Genomic DNA, 23,450 nt, shown 5'->3' on the forward strand with positions numbered 1-23,450 from the left:
CGGTACGCCAGCAGAATGGCATGCAATTTTGGGAGAACTAGAGCAGCGGAATTGTCCCGATTGGATGAGCCCGGAGCGGTGGGACATGCTCCTCGGTGACGCTGAAAACTTCCTCTCTAGATGGGGGCACGCGGCACACTCGATGGGCTGGACAGCCCTTGACCTGTTTGGCGTTCACCCCCTCGCGCCGGCCGCGCGCTTCGACGTGATGGGATTTCTGTTCCTGATCCAGGGCGGTGCCGTGCCAGTCATCACCGTGTCCTCGGCATCGATCCATCGTAGGACGGGCGCGCATCTGACCTACCGGCGACATGACGCGACGGGTGCCGTTCTGATTTCAAAGGTGCTCGCATGAGGGGGGCCGAAGAGACAAATTTTGTTGTCCTGATCCCCTATGATCCTCGCGAGGGGATCAGTCTAGCTGTGGCAGCCAAGCGGGCTGGAAAGTCTGAAACAACGATCCGGAACTGGTGCCCTCAGCATGGTCTTGGGCGTCGTGTCGGAGGCGGCGTTTGGGTCGTCAGCCAGGTTGCTCTTGCGATGTTCCTGGACGGCGACATGGTGGCGCTCGCGGCGTATCATTCCGGCAGCCATTCGATCCCGGCAGTTGCTCAGTACTTTGAACGGTTCGGCTTGCCTCTGCCAAAACCTTCCGCAAGCCGTGGCAGAGCGGACATGCGCCGGCAGATCCGCGAAAACAGCCTGTGACCCATGCAGAAGTCATCTGCTCGGCCTGACCAACGCCGCCCCTGCTTCGGCATGACGTAGGCCGGCAATCACGCCTCGGGTTGAAGGCGCGAATAGAGGCTGTGTTCAGGCCCTGCGTCACTGATGGTCATTCGTCGAACGGTTGATTGCTCCCTCGATCAACGGTGTCATCGGCACTTCACGAGCATGTGTCCGGCAACACAGCATGGACTCGAAAATTACGATTGAAGTACGATCGTAATTTAATATTATGACCGTAATGGCACTGAGCTTAGCCGCTGTTTGGCGGCAGCAGGATGCCGCCAAACAGCTCTTTGCGAGGATTTCATGGACGACACGACCGCCACTTCACGCCAGATTGCATCGCGAGACACCACAGATCTCACCTCGCTTGGGCTCGCAGCCGCTGCAGCAGCGGTTCGCAACGGCGACATCACCTCGGAGGCCTATACCGCAGCGCTTTTGCAGCGCGCCCGAGCGCTTGCCGAGCTGAACGCCTTCATCACCATCGACGAGGCCGGCGTGCTGGCGGCCGCGAGGGACGCGGACAAATCGCGAGCGGCCGGATCGACGGCCCCGCTCCTTGGCGTGCCGTTCGGGGTGAAGGACAGTTATTTGACGAAAGGGCTACCTACCAGCCTGGGCCTCGAAGGACTCGCTCATTTCGTGCCGCGCGAAGATGCCGACGGTGTCCGGGCCATCAAGGGTGCGGGCGCCTTGGTGTTCGGCAAGAACAACCTCGTCGAGATGTCGTACGGCTTGACCGGTCACAACGCACGTTACGGCCAAGTGAAGAATCCGCACGCACGGGATCGCGTGTCCGGAGGCTCCTCGAGCGGCTCGGCCGCATCCGTGGCCGCGGGCATCGTCCCCGCCGCGTTGGGCGGTGACACCGTCGGGTCGATCCGAGTGCCCGCGTCATTCTGCGGCGTCGTGGGCTTCAAACCCACCACCGGGCGCTGGCCGCGCAACGGCGTTGCTCCAATCTCTCACACGCTCGACACGACTGGCGTATTTGCCCGCAGTGTCGAGGACTGCAGTTTGGTGGATCAAATCGTGATTGGTGAACGGGATGCAAAGTTATCCGATCACGGCCACGGCCTGAAGGGAGCCCGGCTGGCCTTTGCGCCGCGACAGTTCCTGGATCTGGTGGATTCGGACGTCGAGACCCGCTTCCGCGAGGCGGTTCGGCAGTTGCAGGACGCCGGCGCCGAGGTCGTTGAAGTAGACCTTGGCGACGATTTCAATTCCCTCGTCCAAACCACGACGTGGGGCATCTTCGCTCATGAGACGATGGGCGCAATCTCGGACTTCCTGCGCCGCCATGACATTCCGACCACGTTCGAGGCGATCTATGAGGGTCTCAAGCCGCAACTTCGGCAGGCGTGGGGGCACATCGTACTGCCGAGTGGTGCAGGTGCGACTTCGGCAGAGGCTTATCAAACGGCACTCGACGTGAGCCGGCCGGAAATCCAGCGCCGGCTCGACACGGCGTTCATCTCTCATGGGGCGCAGGTCATTCTGCAGCCGACCACCCCCTGCACGGCGCCTCTGATCGAGGAGCAGGCGACCGTTCATATCGCGGGGCAGGAAGTCAGCTACCTCGCTTTGGCGAACCACACCGTGTCGGCAAGCAGCGTGGGGCTGCCCGGTATCAGCCTTCCTGTTGGCTTGTCTCACGCGGGGCTGCCGATTGGGCTCGAGCTGGATGCCCCCTTGGGGAGCGACCGGGGGCTTCTAAACCTTGCCCGCGGCATCGAAGGCATCTTGGGCGCCAGATCGAGGACGATCTAACGTCGTGGCCCCTTTGCTACGCGAAGCGAAGGGGCCACCTGCAAACAACGACAACCAATTAGAGGATCAACAGATGGCCAATGCGCTGTACTCAACGCGTGTCATTCCGGTCGAGCACGTCACCATCCGGTCAACAAAATCTTTCGAGGACGTTCGGGTCAGGCTCGCGACCTTGGCACCCCGCATCGATGACGGGATCTTCACTCTCCTGCGATATGGTGAAAGCACGCGGGCGTTTCGAGAGTTGGAGGCATGTCCGCCGCTCACCATTTTCGGTCAGCGTGACCACGGAGCGCTCCTGGCTATTGCTGGGCTGACGCGCCGATCCATCCAGTTCGATATCGGAAATCCGCTCACCGCATCCAAGATGACCCGCCACCAATTGTCGGCCGGCCTCTATGCACCCATCCGCGTCCTGCTGCGCGAGGATGACGATGGCGGCGTCGCATTTGAATATGATCGACCAGCATCCGTTTTCGGTCAGTTTGGCAGCGATGATGTCGATGCAGTGGCCCATAAGCTTGATCGCGACCTCCAGGCCTTGTTGGAAGCGGCTGCAGCGTAAGGTCTGCAGGACATTAATGGAGTGAAGAGAAGATGCGTTTCGAGAAAGGTCATAAGGCAGCGACGCGACGGCACATCGTCGATGTGGCGTCGAAGTGCGTGCGCCGAGACGGCATCTGCGCCGCCGGGATCGCCGGAATCATGGGCGAGGCTGGCCTGACCAAAGGGGCTTTCTCCCCGCACTTCGAGTCTAAGGAAGCGCTCGTCCGCGAGGCGCTGGCGAGCGCGCTCGGAGACCAGCAACATCGGCTCGATGAAGATCAGCAGAGGGGCCTGGCCCTCGAGGGGGCGATTCGGAGATACCTCAACCGCGCTCACCTCGAAGACCCGGCGGAAGGGTGCCCTTCGGCGGCGTTGCTCCCGGAAATCGCCCGACAGCCCCTGTCCACCAGGAAAGATTACGAGAAAGCGCTGCGAAGCTACGTTTCGTCTCTGGCCGCACTACTTCCGGATGCCGATTCTGCAGCGAGTCGCCGCCGCGCGACCGCCATCTTCGGCCTCATGGTAGGCACCCTCCAGTTCGCGCGGGCCGTCCCCGACACTGTCCAGGCGGAGCAGATCATGGAAGGCGGCGTTGAGGCCGCGTTGCACTTGGCGCGAGTTTGATCTTGCTAGATTAGGAAGGGCGGAGAGGTGCGGAAAGACTTTCCGCGCCACCGCAACGAGCCGTGACACTCCGGACTGACCGCTAACCGCGGGCCATGTCTCCTTCTGGCGCATCAGCGACGTCAGGGCGGCTGTGAGATACGTGAGCCTTAAGCTGATGAGCAGACCAGCTGCCCCCGGAAAGTTCGCAGCTTCCATTAAACGCGCAACCCCCGCAGCCTTGGAATGGTGCCGCTGATTCATCTCTCTTACTGACAATCTCATGCAGATTGCATGAGGACGAGAGATGGACGACGCCGTAAAATTCGAACAGTTGGTGCAATTTCGGGTGCCGACCGGCCTGTTGGAAGCGATCGACGCGGCAGCTCGACGAAAGTGCCAATCCAAATCGGAATATGTGCGCCAGTCCGTCATCGTGCGCCTTGGTGCTGATGGCGTTGACGTGCGGAAACTGGCTGGAGCGGCATGATGTACACGGGCCAAGTCGCGGTTATCTCCAACAAAGCAACGTGGCGAAGCGATGTCGTCGAGCTCGTGGATGAGAACGACGGCAGCACGACGGATCTTACAGCAGTAAGCCCTCTCGATATTGAGGTTATCATCTCGGATTATGACTACCGCTATCCGCGCGCCATGGCATCGATCGGCAACGGCAAAGTGACGGTGCCCGGCCCGGGCTTCCAGTGGCAGTTCGAGGATAGTGACTTGCGCAATCTTTGCCCCGGAACGTATCGGCTCGGCGCCAAGGTCACAATCGACGGCTTCATTGTCGATCTAATCGATGGGACGGTTGCCGTGGTGGAGGGAGTCTAAATTGGCATTCAAGCTTAAATTCCGGACGCAGTTTCCCGCACTCGTTCAAGTCGCTAGCCCCCTTACGCTCGTAAAAGATGGACTCTCCTACACGTTTGGTGTCGATCCAACTAAAGGCGCCTTAGGACCCACAGGACCCGGCTACGGTGGCACCTCCACAACATCGCTTGCTATCGCAACAGGGGCTAAGGCGTTTGCGACACAATCTGGGTACGCCTATCAGCCAGGCAACTACATCCGCGCTTTCGGGTCTGCGGCTACAATGACGAATGGCGTCATAACCAATGTGACGAGCAAAAGCGTTGCCGCAGGCCGCTGGCTTATCTGGGGCACTGTTATCTATTCAGCCCGGGGGACGACGGCGTATAGTGAGACTCACGCTTCAACCAGCCTGACATCCCAGGCGGTTGAATCTCTCAACTCAAACGCGTCTCATTTGACTTATGGCACGGGGCAGACGGCTATCATCCCAACCCCACCTCGTTTTCTCAATATCAGCAGCAGCACAACTGTCTACCTTACTGCGGCTTGTACGGTTACGGGCGGGTCCGCGATGCTGGTTTACGGCAGCTTGTTCGGAGTTAGGTTGCCCTAGGGCTTGAAAAACATGCAGAGGCCAATCTTCTCATCGCGAGAAGGCGGAGTTAGACCATGAGTGAGCTGACACAGGACGCCAGCGGCGTAATTAATTCATCCCCTAAAAGGACTGCTGCGCAGATGATCAATGTGCAGGCGGTCCGCATGGCCTCGGGGATTGGACAGACGCAGCAGACCTTCGCGGACGCCATTGGCGTGCCGGTCAAGGCACTTCGCAATTGGGAGCAAGGGCGCAGGAAGCCAACCGGTCCCGCGCTAGTCCTGCTTCGACTGATCCACCTGAACCCGAAAGCCGTAATCGGCGTGCTTGAGCGGAAATGAATGGGTGGAGCGCCAGCGGCGGTTTGAATTTAATCAACGGAAATCAAAGCTGCCGTCATTCGTCGCCGTGCGATTCAGCAGGGGCCCGATCCGCTAACCCTTGCGCAGCAGCAAAGTCCAAACAGGCGACGCACCGTCCCAGCTGCGAAGGCGCCCCGACAGCCGCACCTTCAGACCGGCTTCCGTGATACGCTCGACAACAAGATGCAGCGCGATCACGTCGCCCTCTGACAGCTCCACACAGCCGCGCTTCCGCGACCACACCGCGCCTGGGAAGCGAAACAAGTTCGCCTTCAGCCATCGGCCGCTGCGCTCCGACAGCGGTTGTAAGTCGACCTGAGCGCCGGCCCTAGGCCGCAGCCTGACATCTGCCCGTCGCAGCCAATTAGGAATCCAAACCATGCGAATGACTAGCCGTTACTTTCCACGTTTGTCTAGGCACGTCCGTCTGAATGGATTCGTCGCCCTAAGCGAGGGCGTCCGCTCTTCAAATTAGACTGGAAGTTTACAGCGCCGCGCCAAAGCGGCCCCTATTGGCCTCAGCTGGAGGTCGCTGAAAGACGTGTCTCGTCTGCTGTGAGTGCTAAAGCGGACGTCGATTAGGTTGGCGCCTACTGCCGGTTGTGAGCCGAAGCAGACGAACTTGGGATGGTGCACGACCCCCGAACTCCCGAGCCGAGCCGAATACTGAGCGCAGCGCAACGGCGTTCGCGTTGACCTCTTAGCCAGTATTTTTGACCGCTTCAGCCAGTATCTCGTAAAGCTGCTGCTTGCTGAATTGCTTAGGCTGCTGCCTCTCCGCCGCGTTCCGCGACACCTTCTTTGCGACTGGACCGGCGCAAGCTGCCGACGACGTAGCCCTCAGCTTCGGGGTCGGCCTTATTCTGGGCCTTGCCGTGGGCAGCTTGTGACCGCGCTTCAGGCCCTGACGGGTCAGCATGCCGCAGACCGTACGACTGCACCCGAGCCGCCGCGCTATCTGCGCCGCGCTATGTCCTGCGGACCAGAGCCTGGTGAGGAGCTCTATGTCTTTCGCATCCCAGCCCATGGGGGATATTATAGCACCGAGGGCCGAACACGCGTCAATCTAGTCTTCGTCCGGCTCGCGTACGGCCGCCGTTCGTCGGACTTGATCTCGGAGAAGGCGACGCGGGAATGGTCGTCTATGCAGACGTGGACGAAATCCCAGCGAGCGCTGCGTCTCTTGTTCGGACCACCGGGACAGGTCGACAAAACGTACGCCCTGCATCGCCGCGGAATTGCGCTCTCGACTGCACCTTCGCGTGGCGCCTGATGCACTCCGCCGAATTAGCTTCCAACAGCAACATACGATTCACATATGTAGCTGCTGGAACAACATCCGGGGATTTCAGTCTCCGTTGCATCATTTTCCCGATCGGTCCACCGGCGGGCCGTGATCCAAGCTTGTTAAGGCTTGGTTGGGGGTTACACGACATGCGTGAACATCCTGATCCAGCGGCTGACGCCACTGTGCGGCTGCATGAGCGTCTAGAACAGCTTACGTCTCAATTGTCCGAACTGGAGTGTCTTCGGGCCCGCGTGCGCGAAGCGGAGCGGAGCGTACTGATCACCGTCCAAACCGCTCCGTCCCGTTCGCGAGCGCCATCGCGGCATACGCCTTTTCCAGTTTCCCCAGCCCGTTCATCTGTTTGAAGTTGTGGCACGCCAACTTTAGCCGCCCGTCGGCTTCGTCGGAAGGCGACGGTGCGGCGTTTGGACACGCTTCGCCGATTACCGAGTGTTCCCGGCACGCGGCCCCAAAGTGGGTAACATCGTGCCCCAGCTTCCCCCAAACCCTCGGAGCTGGGGCCATTCTTGTTTGCGTTTCCAATCGACAGCTGGCGATGCCCGCGCTGCTCGCGGGCGCTTCTGACGAACCCGTTCTCTGAGGATCGGCTAGACGCAGCAATGTCGGCTGCTAGCCGTTACTGACTCGCAAGCAGAACTGGCCAAGTCCGGTCTTGAAGGCTGAACAGACAAAGACCTAAGTACCTTCGAGTTAGTTCACGCCTCAATCAATCAGAGAAAAACTAAAGCAAATGAAAGCATCTCCCCGGCGCCGGAGTGGGGTGGGGTAAAATCACTTCATGAAAGGAAATCAAAGGTTTCCCTTTCAGAACAACAGGCCGCTCTATCAAGAAATGTCAGGTTCTCCAGAGCCCTGCTCATCTTGAAAATGGAGCGATGGCAGTGCTGCTACGCGCCGCCGCTGGCGTACTTTCGGGACCAGTACGCGCACGCGCGCTAGGAGCGGGATGACAAGTAATGACAAGGTGCGTGTAAACAAATGTAGACAAATCTAAACCCTCGGGATGACAACAAATGAAAACATCGTCGCGGGACAAATTGCGCCTCTGGCGTAGTTTCTGTGCATTACGCGCGCCGGGGGCCTGGCAACAAATGGCAAGGTGCAATGGTAGGAAATGGTAGTTCAGCGGGCGGGGAGTCAGCTCTTGAAAGCCCTTTTTCATCAGCGGTGTAGGCAATAAAATACTGCTGTTCTCTCTAGTCCGCCTCGATCAGCGGATTTGCCACGACCGGCCGCTTGTGTCTCTTTCGAAGCAGATCGTTAAAGGCCTCAATTGCGAGCGCATTTAGCGTGGTGTCGGATTCCGCAGCCAAGATCCGCAGCGCTCGCCAGCCCTCGGGGTTCATCCTGACAATCAAGGCTTTAAATGCCCCAGGATCGCGGGACGAGGGGCGGTTGGCTTTCTTGCGGGGCATACGGCTGGCTCTGTGCGGGTGCCGATCCTAGCTCGGCATGGCCTGATGATACAGAAGATCAACAGACGCCGGCCGCTGAAATGAAATCAAACAATCAAAGGCAACGACGTCTTGGTGCTTGCGTGATAACACAATATCACATAGGTATTGATAATGTTTCTTCTCACTACCTATGGAACTCAAGCAATGACTTCCGTTCCCGTGCTTGCCGAGCCCGTCAGTCTGCCGGCCACCATCGCCCCCGACCTGGCCGCGGCCGTCTCTTATGCCAAGGCAGAGAAAGCGCCAGCTACGCGAAGGGCCTATGAGACCGACTTTCGGCTGTTCCGGTCCTACTGCCAGGAGAAGGGCGCCAGCGCCCTGCCGGCGCTTCCTGAAACTGTGGCGGCTTATCTGGCGCACGGCGTCCATGAAGGCGCAAAGGCATCCACGCTCGGCCGGCGCCTTGCCGCGATCCGGTACGCGCACAAGCTCGCGTCCCTGCCGACGCCTACGGACAGTGAGGCGGTCAAGGCGACGCTCCGCGGCATCCGGCGCACCATTGGCGCTGCGAAGGTCAAGAAGGCGCCGGCCGTGGCGAGCCGTATCAAGGCCATGGTTGCCGCGTGTCCCGCGACCATTGCCGGCAAGCGCGACCGCGCGCTGTTGCTCTTGGGGTTCGGCGGTGCATTTCGCCGCTCCGAGCTCGTCGCACTCGACGTTGAGCATCTCGAGGAGACGCCAGAAGGGCTGCTGGTCCTCATTGCAAAGTCCAAGACGGACCAGGACGCCGAGGGCGTCACCATCGCCGTGGCGCGCGGATCCGCCGAGACCTGTCCCGTGGTCGCCTTGCGCGACTGGCTAGACGCTGCCGGCATCGACGCGGGCCCGGTCTTCCGGCCGATCAATAAAGCGGGGGTGGTCAGCGCCGAGCGTCTGACCGATCAATCGGTTGCCCTTGTCGTGAAGGCCTACGCGCGCCGGGTCGGGCTTGATGCCGACGTGTTCTCCGGCCACTCGCTTCGCCGTGGCTTCCTCACTTCCTCCGCCGCGGCCGGCAAGTCCATCTTCCGAATGAAAGACGTGAGCCGCCACAAATCGGTGGACACGCTGGCCGGGTACATCCAGGAGGCGGAGCTATTCAAAGAACATGCTGGCGCCGGGCTGCTCTGAAGGCAAAGCGGTAAGGATTTACATGACCGAGACTCCCGAAGAATTAAGACAGCGTGTCCAGCAGATCGACAATGCCTTCTTCGAGGAAGTTGAGCGGCGCATCAAACCCCTTCGGGATAGATCCCTTGAGTATGAAAAGCTGGCGATAAGCTATTCGGAGAAGGGCTTTCAAACGCTCACTTATCTAAATGGCGGAGCGCTTGTCGCTATCCCAGCGGCCCTTTCTTTCTTCAAGGCCGAGGTGCCCGGCGCATCTGTGATGTGGACTGCCGCGGCCTTCATCTTGGGACTCTTATTTGTGGTGGCCGCTCAGGGTGCCGCCTTCTTCACGATGGCCCGCAGAGCGGAAGCGAATAGCTTCTTGATGAATGCGCAGTTTAATCGGATGGCGGCCCTTCGATATCCACCAGAGCACGACGATCACAAAGCCCGCTGGGCAAGCTCCACCTCAGACGACAATCGGGCAAATAAGAAGCTGGGGCATTCCGATGTCTGGCGGATCGTCGGCCTTGCTTTCTTTGTGTGTGCCCTTCTTGCGTTCATCGGCGGGTGTTTGCTAGGAGCGCACGCCGTGCTGGCAGTGAAGGGGTGACGGAGGGCGGCGTCCGCCGAGTTATCGCGCCGGTTCAAGCCGATTACTTGACATCCCTACTAGAGATGAGGCCGCTCTTGTCGAAGGGAAGACCGCCGGCCTGAACCGGCGGCCTCTTCGGTCTCCTCAGTTTACGCCCAGAGGCTCTCCGCGACAATCTCGACGCGCGACATGGTCCCGTCCAGATAGGCTGGCGCATCGAGAGGCAGCGGCGTGCGAATGTCGCCGTAACTCTTCATCGGATTTTCTTTGTTGTAGGCCGCGATCATGCGCTTCGCACAGGCCGGGACGCCGGCGCGATCCACGCGTTGCTCGGAAAGTTCAATCCACAGATCACCTACGATATCTTCGCGAGCACTTTTTTGGAGATAGCGCGGCGTGAGGCTGAACAACCACTCATAATCACGATCTTGCGGCACATAGAGCGGAATATCATTGCGCACGAAGTCAGATGGGATTTCGACTGGCAACCCACGGATTGGCGCTATTGAATGGACGCTGCTGAAGCTTCGGACGGTGCATGGATTGCGTGCCGCCATGGCCCAGCGCCTATTAACATCTGGCCGTGTCAACCTAAGGGTCCGCACTTGCAAGAAAGAGAGCGTCGACCGACGGCCAGCAGCCGGGGTTGTGAGTTGTTTAAAGCTCATTCCGGTTAAGAGACCGGATTCGACGGTTCTAATGGCCTCCTCCGTCACTGGAGCTCCGATAAAGGCTCGCCGGCAAGTAATACAGGCACGTGTACCATTCCTCGAGTCGACTTTGACATTGTCGTCTGTGAGGGCGTGTCCGTATTTGCAATGGGTTTGATGGCCTCGAGACCCCGCCGCCGTTGCGAGTCTGGAATTTCTCGTGATGACTGGCTTGAACTTAGCCTCCCATGCTGGATTGCTCTTGCGATAGAGCCTCAACCTAATCGTGTCATACTCACCAAGCAGTTTTCTCAACGAGGCACCCCGGTTGAGCCATTTTTCGATCAGGGCGACGTCATCGGGGTCTAAGGTGCACTGACCCCCTTAGACAAGGTTAGACGCGCTTCGATCTTCGGCGGCTCGGTGAAAGTCGTGTCCTCCGCCAAATAGCGGCCAACACCGCTCCAGTTGCGGACGCAGCTTTCGCACCACTTATGATCCCATTTCCGCTCAGTATGCATTCTTGCGGCGACTTCGACGGACAATGGGTGCCCTCGATTGCAGGCGGTGCGGCTGGCCACGGTGCGATTGTACACTCCTTCAAGAATCCGAGACTTGCCATTGCTTTTCACAAGAGCGCAGGCCTTCTCACCCCATTCGGGATTCAATTCGCAATGCCTGCGAAATGCGTCCCCCGAGCAAATCGGTGGTTCGCCGGCGCCGCCCGTGAGCATTCGAAGGGACTGGCCAGCTTCCAGCCTCGCCATGAACTTGGCTGCTTCGGTCGCATTCATGGTGAACACTTCGCCATTCACTATAGCGGAGAAGCAGCCGTGACAGAACTTACGGGGACGAGAGCGTCCTCCATAACCGAAGCTTGACAGCGGTAAGTTCTGCTCACATCGACGACACTGCTGCATCATGACTGTCTCCTTTTGAGGAAGCGCGGAATGCGCGTCGCGGAGCGGAATCCTGAATCGCGGCGGCGCGTGGGCGACCTCCGACATCAGGATTTCTCATTGAACGCGGACAGCTTTTGAGTCGGTGTTGCGTCTATCCAGCCCGGATCGTTGCCCTCAATGCGATGCAGGGATGAGCGCGCGACGCCCATCAACACGTCGTTGGCCGGACGATGTTCGCCTCTCTGATATAGAGCCCCGCTTCGTGTGTGCCGGATGCGCAACCGAGGGGCTCAGGTCCGGCCTGATTTCAGCAGCGGCAGGCCGCCGCAATTTGCGAGATCGAGCGCTCGCTGGAGGAACGAACGCGCAGAGGATAAATTGGAGGGTTTGCTAGCTCCCTCCTTCGAGCTGGCGGAGCGGCCCCGGCAGTAATCCCCAAGGCGCCCAAGCCGGGGCCGTCTCTAAGCCCTGAGGCGGCCTTACCTTCCTCCCGTTACGAAAACGAGGGGCCGCCAGTTTGTCAGGCGGGACGCGAAGCCGGAGTGAATTTCGTGTCGGTCCGTTGAGCGCGGTTGCAGTTTGGGCAGACGAAAAGGTGCGCCATGATCCCTTTCGGGGTATTTCGCACCAGCTCAGAGCGGACCAATCTCATATTGACGTGGCAATTCGGACAGTGCGGGGGGTCGAGTTGCCCCAGTGCTTTCTTGAGCTGGTCCATGTCGCCCCCGTCGTTGGGAAACAGTAGCAAACCACAACCGGGCGGGAGGTATCAACAAATACAAAAGGGCGAACGGGACACAGAGAACTTCTGACTCCAAAATAACAATTGTGATGGCTGGAACATAGGTGACCGGGAAAACTAGGCAAACGGGAAGCCTACCGATTGTGAAATAGATCATATTGCGAGCCAGAGATGCTGCAATACGATCATCGCACCGGAGCTGGCTGCATATTTCACCTATTTCCTTTTCACCCGGAATTTTTGACCGCGCAGGCCGCAGCAGCAGCCCCCCTGCTGCGGCCCTCGTGTTCACCGCGCTTAGTACCAATGAGTTCGGCGTCCTGTGCCATGGAGAAGGTATTGTGTCCAAAGAGAAAAATTGCCTGATCGTTCGTGCTGCGGGAAGACAACTGGACCTGTTACGCGGCGAAGCCTCCCGCATCGCGAAAGGCAGTAACGTCGATTGGTGGATCGATCAGGCGGAGGTCGGCACTCGCTTCTGCTTCGAGGATACAAAAGCAAAAGAGTCATTCGCTCTCGCTTGTGACGATTTCGGTATTCCCTGCCAAGACGGCTAGCCGGCGCTTTGGCATCTGACGAGTAGGCCCGCCAGCGGGAAGCAGCCGGCAAGCCTCTCTCGCTCAATGCCTATTGCGAAGGAGTGTTGTCGTCTCGGTTGAGAAACCCGAGCCGTCGCTCCAGCTCTTCTTTCTTGGCCACGAGCCTCACGGCAAGAACGTCATTGACTAGCGTGTGGAGTCGCCACAGCTCTTCAACCGACATGCTCTCATACGGCTTTCGTGCCATGAATCCCCCCGACTCACGAAATATCTATAGCTTGGGCCTACAAGGTGAAGCTGGCAACTAGTCGTCTGTGGATGCCGCAGACCTCCGGGGATTGATGAAAAAGCTCGGCCAGAGGCTGAACTCCTGAAAGGAGGCGCCTCAACAATCTTGGAATTGCAGCGGACGAACGGGCTTGGAACGACTTGCCGATTGCGTAGTTTTCCCGGCGCCCGTTGCCAAGGGTGGCTGCCTTCCCAAAGGGGCAGCCTAAAGACAGCCCCAGCTTCACCGCCCTGAAGCTGGGGTCCTCTTGCTATCTCAATCGCCTCAGGAGTGGACGGCGACGCATGCTGACCTGAAGGGAGCGAGCCGACATCCCTGAGGAGTGAACTTGAGGGTTAGGAACGAAGTCCACAACCTGGTGTTGTCGGACTCGAATCTCTCCTTGGAATGCCCTCTCCGCATGCGCCGCCTGCTCATAACTGCTCTGGAAAACCTATCGATCAAACTCGGCACGCTCGCTCTCCGCATGGTCTACACCCCGCCGCGAACCGAGCTCAGGAGCAGGTTTAGGCAGCGCGTAAACATCAGAAAGCTGGGGAAGCCCCACACGCACGACTCTGGAGCGATAACTTCCTTGAAGAAAAGCGGACGGGTTACAACGGGGGCCGAGGCCAAGCGAAGCCACTGAAGGGAATGGACGGACACGCCGCACTTGGTTCAAGATGCCGCTATGCGTGCCCATATCATTGCTATCCTAATTGCCGCTCTGCTCGGGACCGCGACATTGGCCGAGAGCATTCTTCCGACCGTCCGAACAGGCAAAGCGCGTCCAGACGGCGCCCTAGTTTGCCCCACCTTGGCCGCCGTAGCTTTCGCCACGGAACAGCTCCGGCGAGGCTCCTCCCCGCCTGACCTCAAAATCCTTCGTTGCGCTTTGCTTCCCGAAGGAACGTCCATGACGATCGAGGAAGGCGACCGCGGCGCGATCGTAACGGCCGAAACGATGTTCGGCACCGTCGTTCGCGGCGTGACAGACTTGACGACCGTTGATGTTGATTCACCAGGCCGCTGAAGTTATCGAGGCGCGTTGCTGTTCGGCACGACGAGGCCGACATCGATTTGTCGTCACTAGCATCTCCGCCCTTGCCACCATCCCTGGCTCAATTTCACTGCGCTCGCGGGCGATGGTTCGACGCCCCCCCGCCCACCCTGAGGGAGTGACTGAGAAAGGGACAATTTTAGAAAAAGTCGGAACGGCCCCTCAAAGCTTGCCCGATAGTGTGCGGGTCAGGACTTGGGGACATGCCATGAAATACCTGCTCTGTGCCGCCACGGCGGCCTTTCTGTGCCAGCCGGCAAGCGCAAGCTCGTTGTGCGTCAAGGACCGAACGCCATTTGCATTGGCATCCGACACTATGACCTGGAGCATGACCATTGCGCCCAGCCAGGACTGCATCCAGGGTCTCCGCTGGTCTTACATGCAGATTTATGACGTCTCGGTCGTGCAAGCTCCAAGCAAAGGACGGCTCGTTGTTGTCGGATCAGGCTTTCGATATTTCGCTGGCGGCTCAGATGATCAGAACAGTGTCGACAAGTTCACGCTGCTGATTTCAGGGAAGAACCGGCACGAAGTCGGTTCTTCGACCCTGGAAGTCGAGGTCCACCCTACTGCAATGACCTCCGGCCACGCTGCAACCGATCGCTCTGCCGCGGCCGCTACGGCCGCCGAACTTAGCCCCGCAGGGAGTTAGCACGCAGCCCTGAGGGAGTGAACGGCCGCGGTTTGGCCGCACTTCGGTTTGACAGATGATGGCTTCCTACAGGAGGCGTTCATGAAGATCATTTCTCAGGTGGCCGTCGCCGTCACACTGCTCATTCACACCGATGCGCTTGTCATGGTTCGCGATGCCTCAATCAATCATGATCTTGGTGGTGTAAGGGAGCAGTTCAAAGCAATGCTTCAATCGCACGAGGGTCAGGCGACAGATCGCGCGAATGCAGCTGCGGCTGTCCGGGACGCAGAGGCGCCTCGTTAAGCGCGTTGCCGCCTGCGGGAGGCTTGGCTGACCGCCGGGCGACAGGCTTGATGGGAGTGAACCGGGGCACCAGAGACCGTTGCTAGCCAGGTCATGCGGTCCTAAACTCTGGGTTGATGCAAAGAATTTGGGATAATTGCCATGCGAGCAATCTCGATCGTCGCTGTCGCCCTGATTTTACCTGCGTCCGTTCTGGCCCAGGAAAAGGAGAAACCGTCCGATCCGCCGCCATGCTCATACTCATTGATGACAGGTCAGTATGTTGAGGTGCCAGTTGGCTCAACTGTTTGCCGCCGCGCCCCGGCACCGTACCAAGATTTGTACGGGCTCCTGCAATGCATTCCACCGCTGAATGAGGTCGAACAAGTAAAGCGCGGCGATCCACGCTGTGAAAAATACGATGATCGGCCGTAGCGGGATCCTCGCGGCGATACTCGCAATTTTCGACTGGCGGGCTGCGACAGGCTACGCCATTCCATCTCCCGCGAGGCGTCAGCGCCTAAGGCGCTCCGCCCATTCAAGGGAGTGGACCTTATCACCCGATGACAACGAACCAACGTCCCTCAGTGAGCGGACAAGGCCATTAAGGTTGACTGGTCAGGTTAATTTCGCACACCTGAACATCAATCTAAGCCAACCGCTGGACGGCAATCCAAGGTTATAGCTATAGAGGATGCTTTGCTGTTGAGGTTCTGTTTTGAAGCCCTCGCTTGCTTGCGCTGCTATTATCTCGTTCTTTACTGTCAGTGCAGCGGCTGCTGACGACGGGATGACGCTTGACTTTTCGTTCAAGGGAACGAGAGGCTGCATCACTCTCTATGCCAATCCAGAAATTCGAATCCGGAACGTACCTCCGGGTGCCACAAGGGTCTTGCTTCGGTTGATAGGGCCAAACGGCAGGGACCTTGGAGGTCAGGAGACGGCGCTCCTATCAAGCGGCATCATTTCTGCAGGATCAATCCGCACGTTCGCTCCGTGCGATCCAGGTCTCTACATGTACCAGGCGATTGTCAAAGCAGATGATGGTCGCACGATTGCGGTAGGAGAGATGGAGCGTTTGTTCGGGCGTGAGTGAACGGCCATGCCGCCTTGGCATAGAGCGACGTCAGGATGGCGACGCGGGCGCAGAGCACGAAGGTCGACGGCACCGAGCCACCCGTGGGTTGATTGAAGAGGAGCACCATTTTTGGCGGCTGGCGACCTCATCACAGCGAGGCTCAAGGCCAGCAGGGCTGGATTCGAGGGGAGTTCGTCGAGGCGCACCAGCTACAGCCCAAGATGGTTAAAGCCATCCCGGAAAAGATGCTGGGGCGTGTTTTGGCCCCCGAGGAAGCGGCGCGGCTGCTGAGGAAGTTCTGAGTCCCTAAGCAGTGGACAAGGCCGTCACTGCTGGACACAACTCAGGGTTATGATACGGTCCCGCTTTCTGAGCTGGGGCTTGTTTTGAAACACATTCTTCTCAATTTGCGGTCAAAAGCCGCAAATGTGCTGACCGATGCGAGAATTCTGCCCTATTCCTTTGGGGTAGATGAATTCAGAGACATTCGGCGGAGACTCCCATCCATTAAGATCGCGGTCGTTTTTGACGTTGGAGCCAACGTTGGCGGGGCTGCCGCGCAGTTCAAGAGGCATTTTCCGCACGCCAGAATTTATTGCTTCGAGCCTAACAAGGATCTCGCTCAAGCAATCCAGAGAGCGGCGAACGGCGTGGTCGTCCACTCCATAGCTCTCGGAAGCGAGGCGGGCATTGCAGGATTCGACCGTTCGGCTGGCAGTCCCGAGAGATTCATGTTGGCCGGCGACATCTTGGGCGAGACTGTCCCAGTCGATACCGTTGATCGCTTCTGCAGAACTCACTCGATCGATTGTATCGATTTTTTAAAGATCGATACCGAGGGCCATGACCTTGAAGTCCTGCGCGGCGCTCAGTCCATGCTACGGGACAAAGCCATCAACATCGCCCAAGCTGAGGTTTCGATGAACCCGGATAATAATCTGCACGTCGGCCTCGGAGCAGTGCAATCCTTCATCGAACAGTTTGGCTATCGCCTGTTCGGGCTTTACGAACAGACTCCCGAGTGGATCACTGGCAAGCCGAGCTTGCGCCGAGTGAACGCGATTTTTATTTCACCGAACCTTGTTGGGAGCGATTCAAGATGATGATTGTCGTTTACAGTTTCGCAGGTTCGATCCTCGCCATCGCGGTCGCTGCTGGTCTCTTCTATTGGGCAGTCGGCCCGACCGAGGCTCCTCCCGACTAGCGAAGTCCCTGAAGGAAGTGGGCTTTAACGCCCGTTCCGAGACATTGAACACGCGCCTCAGCCGGATCGAACAAACTGGGGAACATCAATGCTGGACGATCATCGGCGCGCCCTGTGGATTGAACTAGAGCCGCACGTTCTCTCGGATCACACGAGCCGGCACGCCAGCAACAATACAATTTGGCGGGACGTTTTTGGTCACTACTGCGCCCGCGCCGACCACGGCGTTGTCGCCTATCATGATATCCCCGATCACCTTGGCGCCGGCCCTGATGCTAACGTTATCGCCGATCACCGGCATCTTGTTCGGACCGTTGTACCCGATCGTGACCTGCTGGTTGACGTGGAAGTTCCGGCCGATCGACCTCGCCTGGATGATGCTTGCAAACCCATGCTGGATAAAGAAGCCCGGCCCGATATTGTCAGTGTAGATGTAGAGCGCCGGAGAACCGGCCCCCATCAGCCAATTCGTCAATTTGCTCACCGGAATCCGATAAGCTAACAGGCTTCTGAACTCCGGCAGCTTCATCAGGGAGAAGAAGGCGCCGGCACCGCTCCGGCTCATGCGAAGCTTGATGCGCCATTGCTCGATGTCTTGTTCAACTACCGACCTCCGGTTTGAAAAACGGTACATCATGAAGCTGAGGGCAGAGGCGGCGATCCTGAGAAGTCTCATCGAGGCGGGCTTTCCTTTAACACCTCACCCTTGTTAATCCGATCTCGTCTTAGAGTCGAATACTGGGTGGCGCGGCGGCGCCTCACGGGACCGTCAAGAACGCGATCTCGCACCCAAAGTTTGTGAACGAGGTATAGGGGTGGCTCGGAGACGCCTTCATATACGTCAGTTGGCCGCCTGACGCCTTCTTCGGCCGGACCGAATCCTGAGACCCGGTCGTGAGCTGCGTGAATGTCCAGCTTACGCCACCGTTAGCAGTGACGCCCTTGAATAGCTGGAACCAGCCGCCATTGCGATGCGGGCCGCCCGAGCCAACTTCCCTCGAACAATAGATGGTGTTCACATCGTCAGGATCGATGCAGATGCCACCAGAGTAGTACGGTTGCGTGTCGTCTCCGGCCAGGTAGAGACACCCACCCGCCGCGCAAATCTGATTGACGACCCACGCTGACCCGTTCCACTTCCCATATTGGTATTGGTGGTCGGTCAGAATGGCCCCGGCCGTAAAGGTTGCAAAGACGCACACCGGCCCCGGCTGCACGTCCCACACCCACGACGACTTGCCTTGCGCGACAGCGTCCCACACCTTCGTCAACACGGACAATGGGCGATATGGAGGCGCGCCAAGGCTGGTCCCGTCTGTCTTTTTGAAGGTGCCTGCATCGTAGTAAAGGTGATAGGTCGAATTCTGGTTGAGCGTGAACTCGTCTGGATGGCCGTCGTTGCAGACCAGATCAAACATGTTAGCGGCGCGTTTGCAGACGCGAGTATAAGACCGCTGGTTTGTTTCGTTAAATAGCCGCGTGAAGGTCGACCAAGTCACGCCGTTATCGGTCGATTTGCTGTAGCCGAAATCGATGTACCCAACGCCGTCGTCTGCTCGCAGGATGTCGAAGATACCATCCGTGATCTCGACGGTATTCGAATATGTGTAGGCGGTCGCACCCATTGCGGCGCCGAAATTGCTTTCAACGCCCCAGCTCGAAACATCATCCGGGTTAGTCGAAATGCGTTGATAGAAATTGTTGTCGGTAGAATGATTGCAATAGCGCACGATGTATCGGCCGTCCGACGACCTTCGCAAAATCGAACCTTCGTTGTGATCATCGACACCCAAGCCCGTCTTGATCGGAATTGGGCCGCCGTGATCCCGACGAAGACCCACGGTCCCAAAATTGTTGATCTGCATGACGTAGGTCTTGCCTCCGACCACGGCCATGCTTGGCGAGTTGAAGAACGTTCGGGCTCCTATTATTACGTCGGTGCTTCTAACCGACAATCCGACGCGATCTTCAGCAACGACAGAGCGCGGAAAATAGGTCCATCGGTAGACCGTTCCTACCAGTTTGTTTGCGCCGTTGCGGTGACCGATCTGAGCAGCAACGCTGGTAATCCCGATCGGGACCGCCCCCGACACGTCCGTAGCCACAACCGCGCCATTGCGATAATGCGCAAAATCGTTTGCTTTCATCACGGCCAGAGTGCGGATACGAGCGCCGATGGCAGCCGCAACGGAATCGACGAGAACTGCAGTGATTAACGATGGCATGCGGGAGCGAGCGCTTCCAAACCGGCGGTGGCCCGATAATGACCACGCGGGATACGCCGGCACTGCGAAGCGCGGTGATTGTGCTCCTCAGTTTATTCAGGTCGTTGTGAAATCCCCACATCGCGTGCAGCACGACAATGTCAGCGTGAGACGCCTTGATGAACTCAAAAGCCGTGTCGTTGCTCTGCTCGCAGGACGGGTTCGGTCCGGCATTGAGAATTGGCGCGCAGCCCGGCGCAGTGAAGCGCCCCATTCGAAATGAAGCCTGGCTTGCTACGTCTCTCATGGCCGGATAGAGGGCTGCGGCATTCGAATCCCCCCAGAGCAGGATCAACGGCCTGTCGCCCTGCTCTATGCAGGTCTTATCAAGGCTGCTGCCCGGCGCCTCCAGGAAACAGTGATCTAAGAATGCAGGATTGTCATCGTTTCTGATGATCGCAATTTTTTGTAACGCATCAGGAAATCGCGAGACGAAGCCGTCGGACAAGATTGTAGCAATACCGATGGCGCCGATAGAACCTAGCACAATCGACAGGCCGGGCGCGACATTAGCGCGGCGGCGGACCGGCGTTTCGATGAATAGATAGGTTAGGATCGAGAGCACGATGGCCGCGAGTACCGCAGCCCATATTTCGAGAAAGTTCGGAACGCCATGACGCAGGACGCCCAGGTAGGCCAGCAGCGGCCAGTGCCATAGATAAAGCGGATAGCTGATCAGGCCAAGCAGCACGACAGGCCTGCTCGATAGCAGCATACGATTTATGGCGGCATTCGGCGCGACGATTACAAGCGCGGCGCCAACGACAGGGAGGAGCGCCAGCGCTCCTGGAAAATGCATTGATCGATCAAACAGCAATGCGGAAGTCAGGATTGCCCCCATGCCATCCGCGCTTAGAACGTTCCTACTTTCCTTCCTCACAAGGTAGGTCTCGGCGAGAAGCCCCCGATCAGCAACTCCCAGGCGCGCGGCAGGGGAGAATAGAATGCCCAATCCGGGCTGCTCCACGCCAGGATCAAACCGCAACCAATGACGTCAGAATAGCGCCGACGATTATACTGTCGGCGACGCGGTGAGTGTGCCAGAAAACCAAGTGCCAGCGGCCATAAAATATAAAACTGCTCCTCGACGCCAAGTGACTAGAGATGAAGAAGCGGGTTCTCGGCAGCTAGGGGCGCAAAGTAGCCGAGCTGTGTAAGCTGGAACAGGTTCGAGGCGAAGAGCACGCTAGCGGTAATGTTCTCTCCGAGCAGACGAAACTCTGCGGGCAGTAGGATGGCCCATCCAAGCGCAAAGGTACCCAGCAAAACGGCAATAAGCGCCGGAAAAATACGTTTAATCCGTCGAACGTAGAATGCCGCGAGCGAGATGCCGCCCGGCGCCAGCAATATCCGGGTGATCAGAAAACCTGAGATGACGAAGAAGATGTCTACGCCGACGAAGCCACCCGGCAGCATCCACGGGTGCGCGTGGTAGCTCACCACCAGCAGGATTGAGATAGCACGGAGCCCGTCAATATCTGGTCGATAGCCTGGATGCGCCCCCATGAACCCACGCTAACCGCGGATTGTCTATGGTCAAGCCGAATGCGAGCTCTCCAAAGTCTTGCTTGACGAACAGGTCGAATTTCAATTCGTGCAAGCCACAACCTAGCGGCTTGCGATTGAGCTGCATCCGAACGAGGAACGGTGACAATCAGCCGATGATAAAATTCGCCGAACAACGCCCTTTCGCCGACCCAGAAGCTGCAGCGCGCAAGCTGGTTGAGCTCGCAGCCAGCATCGAGCCGGTCCAGGACGGCAGGATCCACATTGAGAAGATCAACTATCCCTTCCTCTACAGGCTCAAGGGAAGCGCCACCGAGTTCGGCGGTGGCATCAGGTGCGCTGTCGAGAAGGGCTGGCTGGAGCTGCATGAGAGCGGCACCTATGTGCGGGTGCTCTCCCATGGCGGGGATTTGTTGACTGGCGAAGGAACCCCATAAGGGGCATCTGCTTGAATCCGCGCCGGCTCACCACCCGAGCTGGCGGAGCGGCCCCGGCCACCCTCAATAGCCCCCCTGAAGCCGGGGCCGTGTCTCCGCGATCCTAGTATCGGAGCAAGCGTATGCGTTCCTCGCCCTCGATCGTGCCGGCTGATCGCCTCGACCGTGACATCTACCTTGTTCTTGAAGACTTCGGCGCGCGGGCCGGCTGCGCATGGCGCGAGACTGACGAAGCGGAGACAGGCCTCGAAACCGTGCTGCAGGGCCTCCTCTCCGGCCAATACGTCTATCCAGTAAGGATCGTCTGCTTCAACGCGATCGAAGGATGGTCGCGCGACGCCACCTCGGACGTCGCCGACGCGCTGGCGCAGCGGGCGGACGACCTTGACGATGAAGTCTCGGCCGCCTTGGAGAGCTTCATCACCGCCAACACAACCAGGCGCTTTGACGTCCAGCTCGCGCTGCCGCTGAAAGGCGCTGCGTGATGTTTCGGGAGGGCAAGCCGGAAGGCCCTGCGCCGCAAAGCGAGCACGAGCACTTCATCCGCTGCACGATCTGCGGTAAAATGCTGGACATGCGCGACCTTGGCGACGTGCTAGACCATCTGCACGGCCAGGAGATCGAGGAAGAGCCACGGCCCATTGACGGAGTACTGACGTGGCCTGCGCCCGCTGTGACGGCACCCACTGGGTTTGCGAGAGCCATCCCGAACGACCATGGGATGGGCCAAACGCCTGCGGCTGCGGCGCCGCCGGCGACCCCTGCCCGGACTGCAACGATGCCTTCTCAGACGAGATGCCGTTGCTGCCAAAGGATCTTGACCACACTATCACCAGTATCGAAGCCATGCGGCCTCTGGTGAGGACCTCGGCAGGAAAGCCGCGCCGGAAGCCGCATTGACCGTGTACCGGGTACTCGCCTGGTGGCCACGACCAGCCGCCTTACAATGAGGCAGCCCAGTGGGGCGGCCTTAATGCATGAGAACCACGACTAGGCAGGCGACCATGATCGCCAGCCAGGCCAGCGAAAGCCGATAGTACAGGGTGTGCCGGTCCATGGCGTTCATTGAACGTTCGGCACGGGTCAATCCCCTTGAGATGGATCATGGGTCGGCACAAAACGAAAACAGACCAGCACCGATAGTTTTTAGGACCCGCCTCGCATGTGGTACGTTAGCTGCCATCGCCGGCCACGATTTCAGGGTGTCGGTTGAGTGAGAGACGCCACAGCGCTCCCGCCTCAAGCCGGAGCGCCTGTCGGCCAGAACAATTCAGCCCGGAAACTCAGGAACTCTTGGAGCGCGCGCAGCGCGCCATAGAAGACGCAATCTCCCTCCGCGAGGACACGCGGGATCAGTTGGCCGTAGCGCAGCAGCAAAGGCTCCTGCTTGAACTGCAATTGCCAAACCAATTCGCCCCCCCTGTACAGACGATAGCCGCCTCAGGGGGGACTGATGACTCGAAAAATCAGCGCCGCGCACTATCTGTCTGCCATGCTGAAAGCGTTCGAGTTCTGCCTCCCGACGCCTGCCAAGGGGGCCCGGTCGGCCCCGACTGGATCCACGAAGTCAAATATGACGGTTATCGCCTGCGCGTCGAGCGCCAGGGCAAGGCCGTGCGGTTGATCACCAAGAACGGCCACAACTGGACCAGCCGCTTCCCCTGGATGTCGACGCGGCACTGAAGAACCGCGAGCAGCAATTCGTGATCGACGGCGAGGCCGTGGTGCTCGGCGTCGACGGCGTCTCCGACTTCAACGCGCTGCATTCGCGCAAGCACGATGACGAGGTGCAGCTCTACGCCTTCGACATCATCGCAGTCGGTGGCGAGGACCTGCGCCAGTTGCCGCTATCGATGCGCAAGGCCAACTTGGCGCGGCTGCTGCGTGGTCGGCCAGACGGCATGTTCATTGCGCCGTTTGAGGCGGCAGAAATTGGGCAATATCTGTTCCGCCGCTTGCCGCATGGGCCTCGAAGGCATGGTCTCTATATTTGACGGCATCTAGCAGGCG

29 protein-coding genes and 1 pseudogene are annotated in these 23,450 nt (G+C 58.9%); 20 read left to right on the forward strand and 10 right to left on the reverse strand.

What is annotated here, in order from left to right; all coding sequences use genetic code 11:
• Positions 1-85: 85 nt before the first annotated feature.
• The 8 genes from AC0L3P_RS29400 to AC0L3P_RS29435 all read left to right on the forward strand — a co-directional run bounded on the left by AC0L3P_RS29400 (position 86) and on the right by AC0L3P_RS29435 (position 5,403).
• Positions 86-355 (forward strand): hypothetical protein, encoded by a 270-nt coding sequence (locus tag AC0L3P_RS29400; protein ID WP_473307338.1) that lies wholly within the window; start codon positions 86-88, stop codon positions 353-355.
• Positions 352-708, forward strand: coding sequence for a hypothetical protein (locus AC0L3P_RS29405; RefSeq protein WP_473307342.1), 357 nt, complete (start codon positions 352-354; stop codon positions 706-708). Before AC0L3P_RS29400 ends, AC0L3P_RS29405 begins: the two co-directional genes overlap by 4 nt.
• Before the next feature lie 327 nt (positions 709-1,035).
• Positions 1,036-2,502: an amidase family protein gene (locus AC0L3P_RS29410; RefSeq protein WP_473307346.1), complete on the forward strand. Its 1,467-nt coding sequence runs from the start codon at positions 1,036-1,038 to the stop codon at positions 2,500-2,502.
• Positions 2,503-2,575: 73 nt separating this feature from the next.
• Positions 2,576-3,067 (forward strand): DUF302 domain-containing protein, encoded by a 492-nt coding sequence (locus AC0L3P_RS29415; RefSeq protein WP_473307350.1) that lies wholly within the window; start codon positions 2,576-2,578, stop codon positions 3,065-3,067.
• A gap of 32 nt (positions 3,068-3,099) precedes the next feature.
• Positions 3,100-3,672, forward strand: coding sequence for a TetR/AcrR family transcriptional regulator (locus AC0L3P_RS29420; RefSeq protein ID WP_473307352.1), 573 nt, complete (start codon positions 3,100-3,102; stop codon positions 3,670-3,672).
• A gap of 286 nt (positions 3,673-3,958) precedes the next feature.
• The gene (locus AC0L3P_RS29425; protein ID WP_473307354.1) at positions 3,959-4,141 is read left to right on the forward strand and encodes a hypothetical protein; all 183 of its coding nucleotides are present in this window, start codon (positions 3,959-3,961) and stop codon (positions 4,139-4,141) included.
• Positions 4,138-4,485, forward strand: coding sequence for a hypothetical protein (locus tag AC0L3P_RS29430; RefSeq protein ID WP_473307357.1), 348 nt, complete (start codon positions 4,138-4,140; stop codon positions 4,483-4,485). Before AC0L3P_RS29425 ends, AC0L3P_RS29430 begins: the two co-directional genes overlap by 4 nt.
• Before the next feature lie 651 nt (positions 4,486-5,136).
• A complete protein-coding gene (locus AC0L3P_RS29435; protein ID WP_473307360.1) occupies positions 5,137-5,403 on the forward strand; it encodes a helix-turn-helix domain-containing protein in 267 nt (88 codons plus the stop codon).
• A 93-nt stretch (positions 5,404-5,496) separates the two neighbouring features.
• On the opposite strand, the gene AC0L3P_RS29440 is transcribed toward AC0L3P_RS29435, so the two are convergent.
• The 4 genes and pseudogenes from AC0L3P_RS29440 to AC0L3P_RS29455 form a co-directional block, all read right to left on the reverse strand.
• The gene (locus AC0L3P_RS29440) at positions 5,497-5,688 is read right to left on the reverse strand and encodes a hypothetical protein (RefSeq protein ID WP_473307363.1); all 192 of its coding nucleotides are present in this window, start codon (positions 5,686-5,688) and stop codon (positions 5,497-5,499) included.
• A gap of 436 nt (positions 5,689-6,124) precedes the next feature.
• Positions 6,125-6,451 carry a GcrA family cell cycle regulator gene (locus AC0L3P_RS29445; RefSeq protein ID WP_473307366.1) on the reverse strand — a complete coding sequence of 109 codons (327 nt, stop codon included), beginning with the start codon at positions 6,449-6,451 and terminating at the stop codon, positions 6,125-6,127.
• Positions 6,452-6,519: 68 nt separating this feature from the next.
• A pseudogene (locus tag AC0L3P_RS29450) lies at positions 6,520-6,615 on the reverse strand (IS481 family transposase); the annotation flags it as partial.
• A 1,314-nt stretch (positions 6,616-7,929) separates the two neighbouring features.
• On the reverse strand, positions 7,930-8,148 hold the full coding sequence (locus AC0L3P_RS29455; RefSeq protein WP_473307369.1) for a ribbon-helix-helix domain-containing protein: 219 nt from the start codon (positions 8,146-8,148) through the stop codon (positions 7,930-7,932).
• 186 nt (positions 8,149-8,334) lie between these two features.
• Here AC0L3P_RS29455 and AC0L3P_RS29460 point away from each other — a divergent pair, with 186 nt between their 5' ends.
• Together AC0L3P_RS29460 and AC0L3P_RS29465 are read left to right on the forward strand one after the other, a co-directional pair.
• Positions 8,335-9,300, forward strand: a complete 966-nt coding sequence (locus AC0L3P_RS29460) for a site-specific integrase (RefSeq protein WP_473307372.1) — start codon at positions 8,335-8,337, stop codon at positions 9,298-9,300.
• A 22-nt stretch (positions 9,301-9,322) separates the two neighbouring features.
• Complete coding sequence (locus AC0L3P_RS29465) at positions 9,323-9,892, forward strand: hypothetical protein (protein ID WP_473307375.1); 570 nt, start codon at positions 9,323-9,325, stop codon at positions 9,890-9,892.
• Positions 9,893-10,023: 131 nt separating this feature from the next.
• Here AC0L3P_RS29465 and AC0L3P_RS29470 read toward each other — a convergent pair whose 3' ends face one another.
• Positions 10,024-10,431 carry a hypothetical protein gene (locus tag AC0L3P_RS29470; RefSeq protein WP_473307377.1) on the reverse strand — a complete coding sequence of 136 codons (408 nt, stop codon included), beginning with the start codon at positions 10,429-10,431 and terminating at the stop codon, positions 10,024-10,026.
• A gap of 458 nt (positions 10,432-10,889) precedes the next feature.
• Entirely contained in the window at positions 10,890-11,531 is a 642-nt protein-coding gene (locus AC0L3P_RS29475; protein ID WP_473307380.1) for a hypothetical protein, read from the reverse strand.
• 978 nt (positions 11,532-12,509) lie between these two features.
• Between AC0L3P_RS29475 and AC0L3P_RS29480 the strand changes: the two genes are divergently transcribed.
• From AC0L3P_RS29480 to AC0L3P_RS29505, 6 genes are all read left to right on the forward strand, one after another.
• Positions 12,510-12,725, forward strand: a complete 216-nt coding sequence (locus AC0L3P_RS29480; RefSeq protein WP_473307383.1) for a hypothetical protein — start codon at positions 12,510-12,512, stop codon at positions 12,723-12,725.
• Positions 12,726-14,243: 1,518 nt separating this feature from the next.
• Positions 14,244-14,687, forward strand: coding sequence for a hypothetical protein (locus AC0L3P_RS29485; protein WP_354059317.1), 444 nt, complete (start codon positions 14,244-14,246; stop codon positions 14,685-14,687).
• Between the two features lie 81 nt (positions 14,688-14,768).
• Positions 14,769-14,972: a hypothetical protein gene (locus tag AC0L3P_RS29490; protein WP_473307385.1), complete on the forward strand. Its 204-nt coding sequence runs from the start codon at positions 14,769-14,771 to the stop codon at positions 14,970-14,972.
• Between the two features lie 141 nt (positions 14,973-15,113).
• Positions 15,114-15,386 carry a hypothetical protein gene (locus tag AC0L3P_RS29495; protein ID WP_473307387.1) on the forward strand — a complete coding sequence of 91 codons (273 nt, stop codon included), beginning with the start codon at positions 15,114-15,116 and terminating at the stop codon, positions 15,384-15,386.
• Positions 15,387-16,139: 753 nt separating this feature from the next.
• Positions 16,140-16,331: a hypothetical protein gene (locus AC0L3P_RS29500; RefSeq protein WP_473307391.1), complete on the forward strand. Its 192-nt coding sequence runs from the start codon at positions 16,140-16,142 to the stop codon at positions 16,329-16,331.
• 84 nt (positions 16,332-16,415) lie between these two features.
• Entirely contained in the window at positions 16,416-17,132 is a 717-nt protein-coding gene (locus AC0L3P_RS29505; protein ID WP_473307393.1) for an FkbM family methyltransferase, read from the forward strand.
• A 225-nt stretch (positions 17,133-17,357) separates the two neighbouring features.
• Here AC0L3P_RS29505 and AC0L3P_RS29510 read toward each other — a convergent pair whose 3' ends face one another.
• From AC0L3P_RS29510 to AC0L3P_RS29525, 4 genes are all read right to left on the reverse strand, one after another.
• Positions 17,358-17,909, reverse strand: coding sequence for a serine O-acetyltransferase (locus tag AC0L3P_RS29510; RefSeq protein WP_473307396.1), 552 nt, complete (start codon positions 17,907-17,909; stop codon positions 17,358-17,360).
• A gap of 82 nt (positions 17,910-17,991) precedes the next feature.
• Positions 17,992-19,098, reverse strand: coding sequence for a BNR-4 repeat-containing protein (locus AC0L3P_RS29515; protein ID WP_473307398.1), 1,107 nt, complete (start codon positions 19,096-19,098; stop codon positions 17,992-17,994).
• Positions 19,099-19,201: 103 nt separating this feature from the next.
• A complete protein-coding gene (locus AC0L3P_RS29520) occupies positions 19,202-20,449 on the reverse strand; it encodes an acyltransferase family protein (protein ID WP_473307401.1) in 1,248 nt (415 codons plus the stop codon).
• Between the two features lie 146 nt (positions 20,450-20,595).
• On the reverse strand, positions 20,596-21,003 hold the full coding sequence (locus tag AC0L3P_RS29525; protein WP_473307404.1) for an acyltransferase family protein: 408 nt from the start codon (positions 21,001-21,003) through the stop codon (positions 20,596-20,598).
• Between the two features lie 155 nt (positions 21,004-21,158).
• Here AC0L3P_RS29525 and AC0L3P_RS29530 point away from each other — a divergent pair, with 155 nt between their 5' ends.
• The 4 genes from AC0L3P_RS29530 (at position 21,159) to AC0L3P_RS29545 (ending at position 23,434) form a co-directional block, all read left to right on the forward strand.
• Positions 21,159-21,440: a hypothetical protein gene (locus tag AC0L3P_RS29530; RefSeq protein WP_473307408.1), complete on the forward strand. Its 282-nt coding sequence runs from the start codon at positions 21,159-21,161 to the stop codon at positions 21,438-21,440.
• 122 nt (positions 21,441-21,562) lie between these two features.
• Positions 21,563-21,925 (forward strand): hypothetical protein, encoded by a 363-nt coding sequence (locus AC0L3P_RS29535; protein ID WP_473307410.1) that lies wholly within the window; start codon positions 21,563-21,565, stop codon positions 21,923-21,925.
• A gap of 808 nt (positions 21,926-22,733) precedes the next feature.
• Positions 22,734-23,123 carry a hypothetical protein gene (locus AC0L3P_RS29540; protein ID WP_473307412.1) on the forward strand — a complete coding sequence of 130 codons (390 nt, stop codon included), beginning with the start codon at positions 22,734-22,736 and terminating at the stop codon, positions 23,121-23,123.
• Positions 23,124-23,143: 20 nt separating this feature from the next.
• On the forward strand, positions 23,144-23,434 hold the full coding sequence (locus AC0L3P_RS29545; protein WP_473307414.1) for a DNA ligase-like domain-containing protein: 291 nt from the start codon (positions 23,144-23,146) through the stop codon (positions 23,432-23,434).
• The last annotated feature ends 16 nt before the right edge of the window (positions 23,435-23,450 follow it).

Source organism: Bradyrhizobium sp. WSM4874, assembly GCF_055811835.1.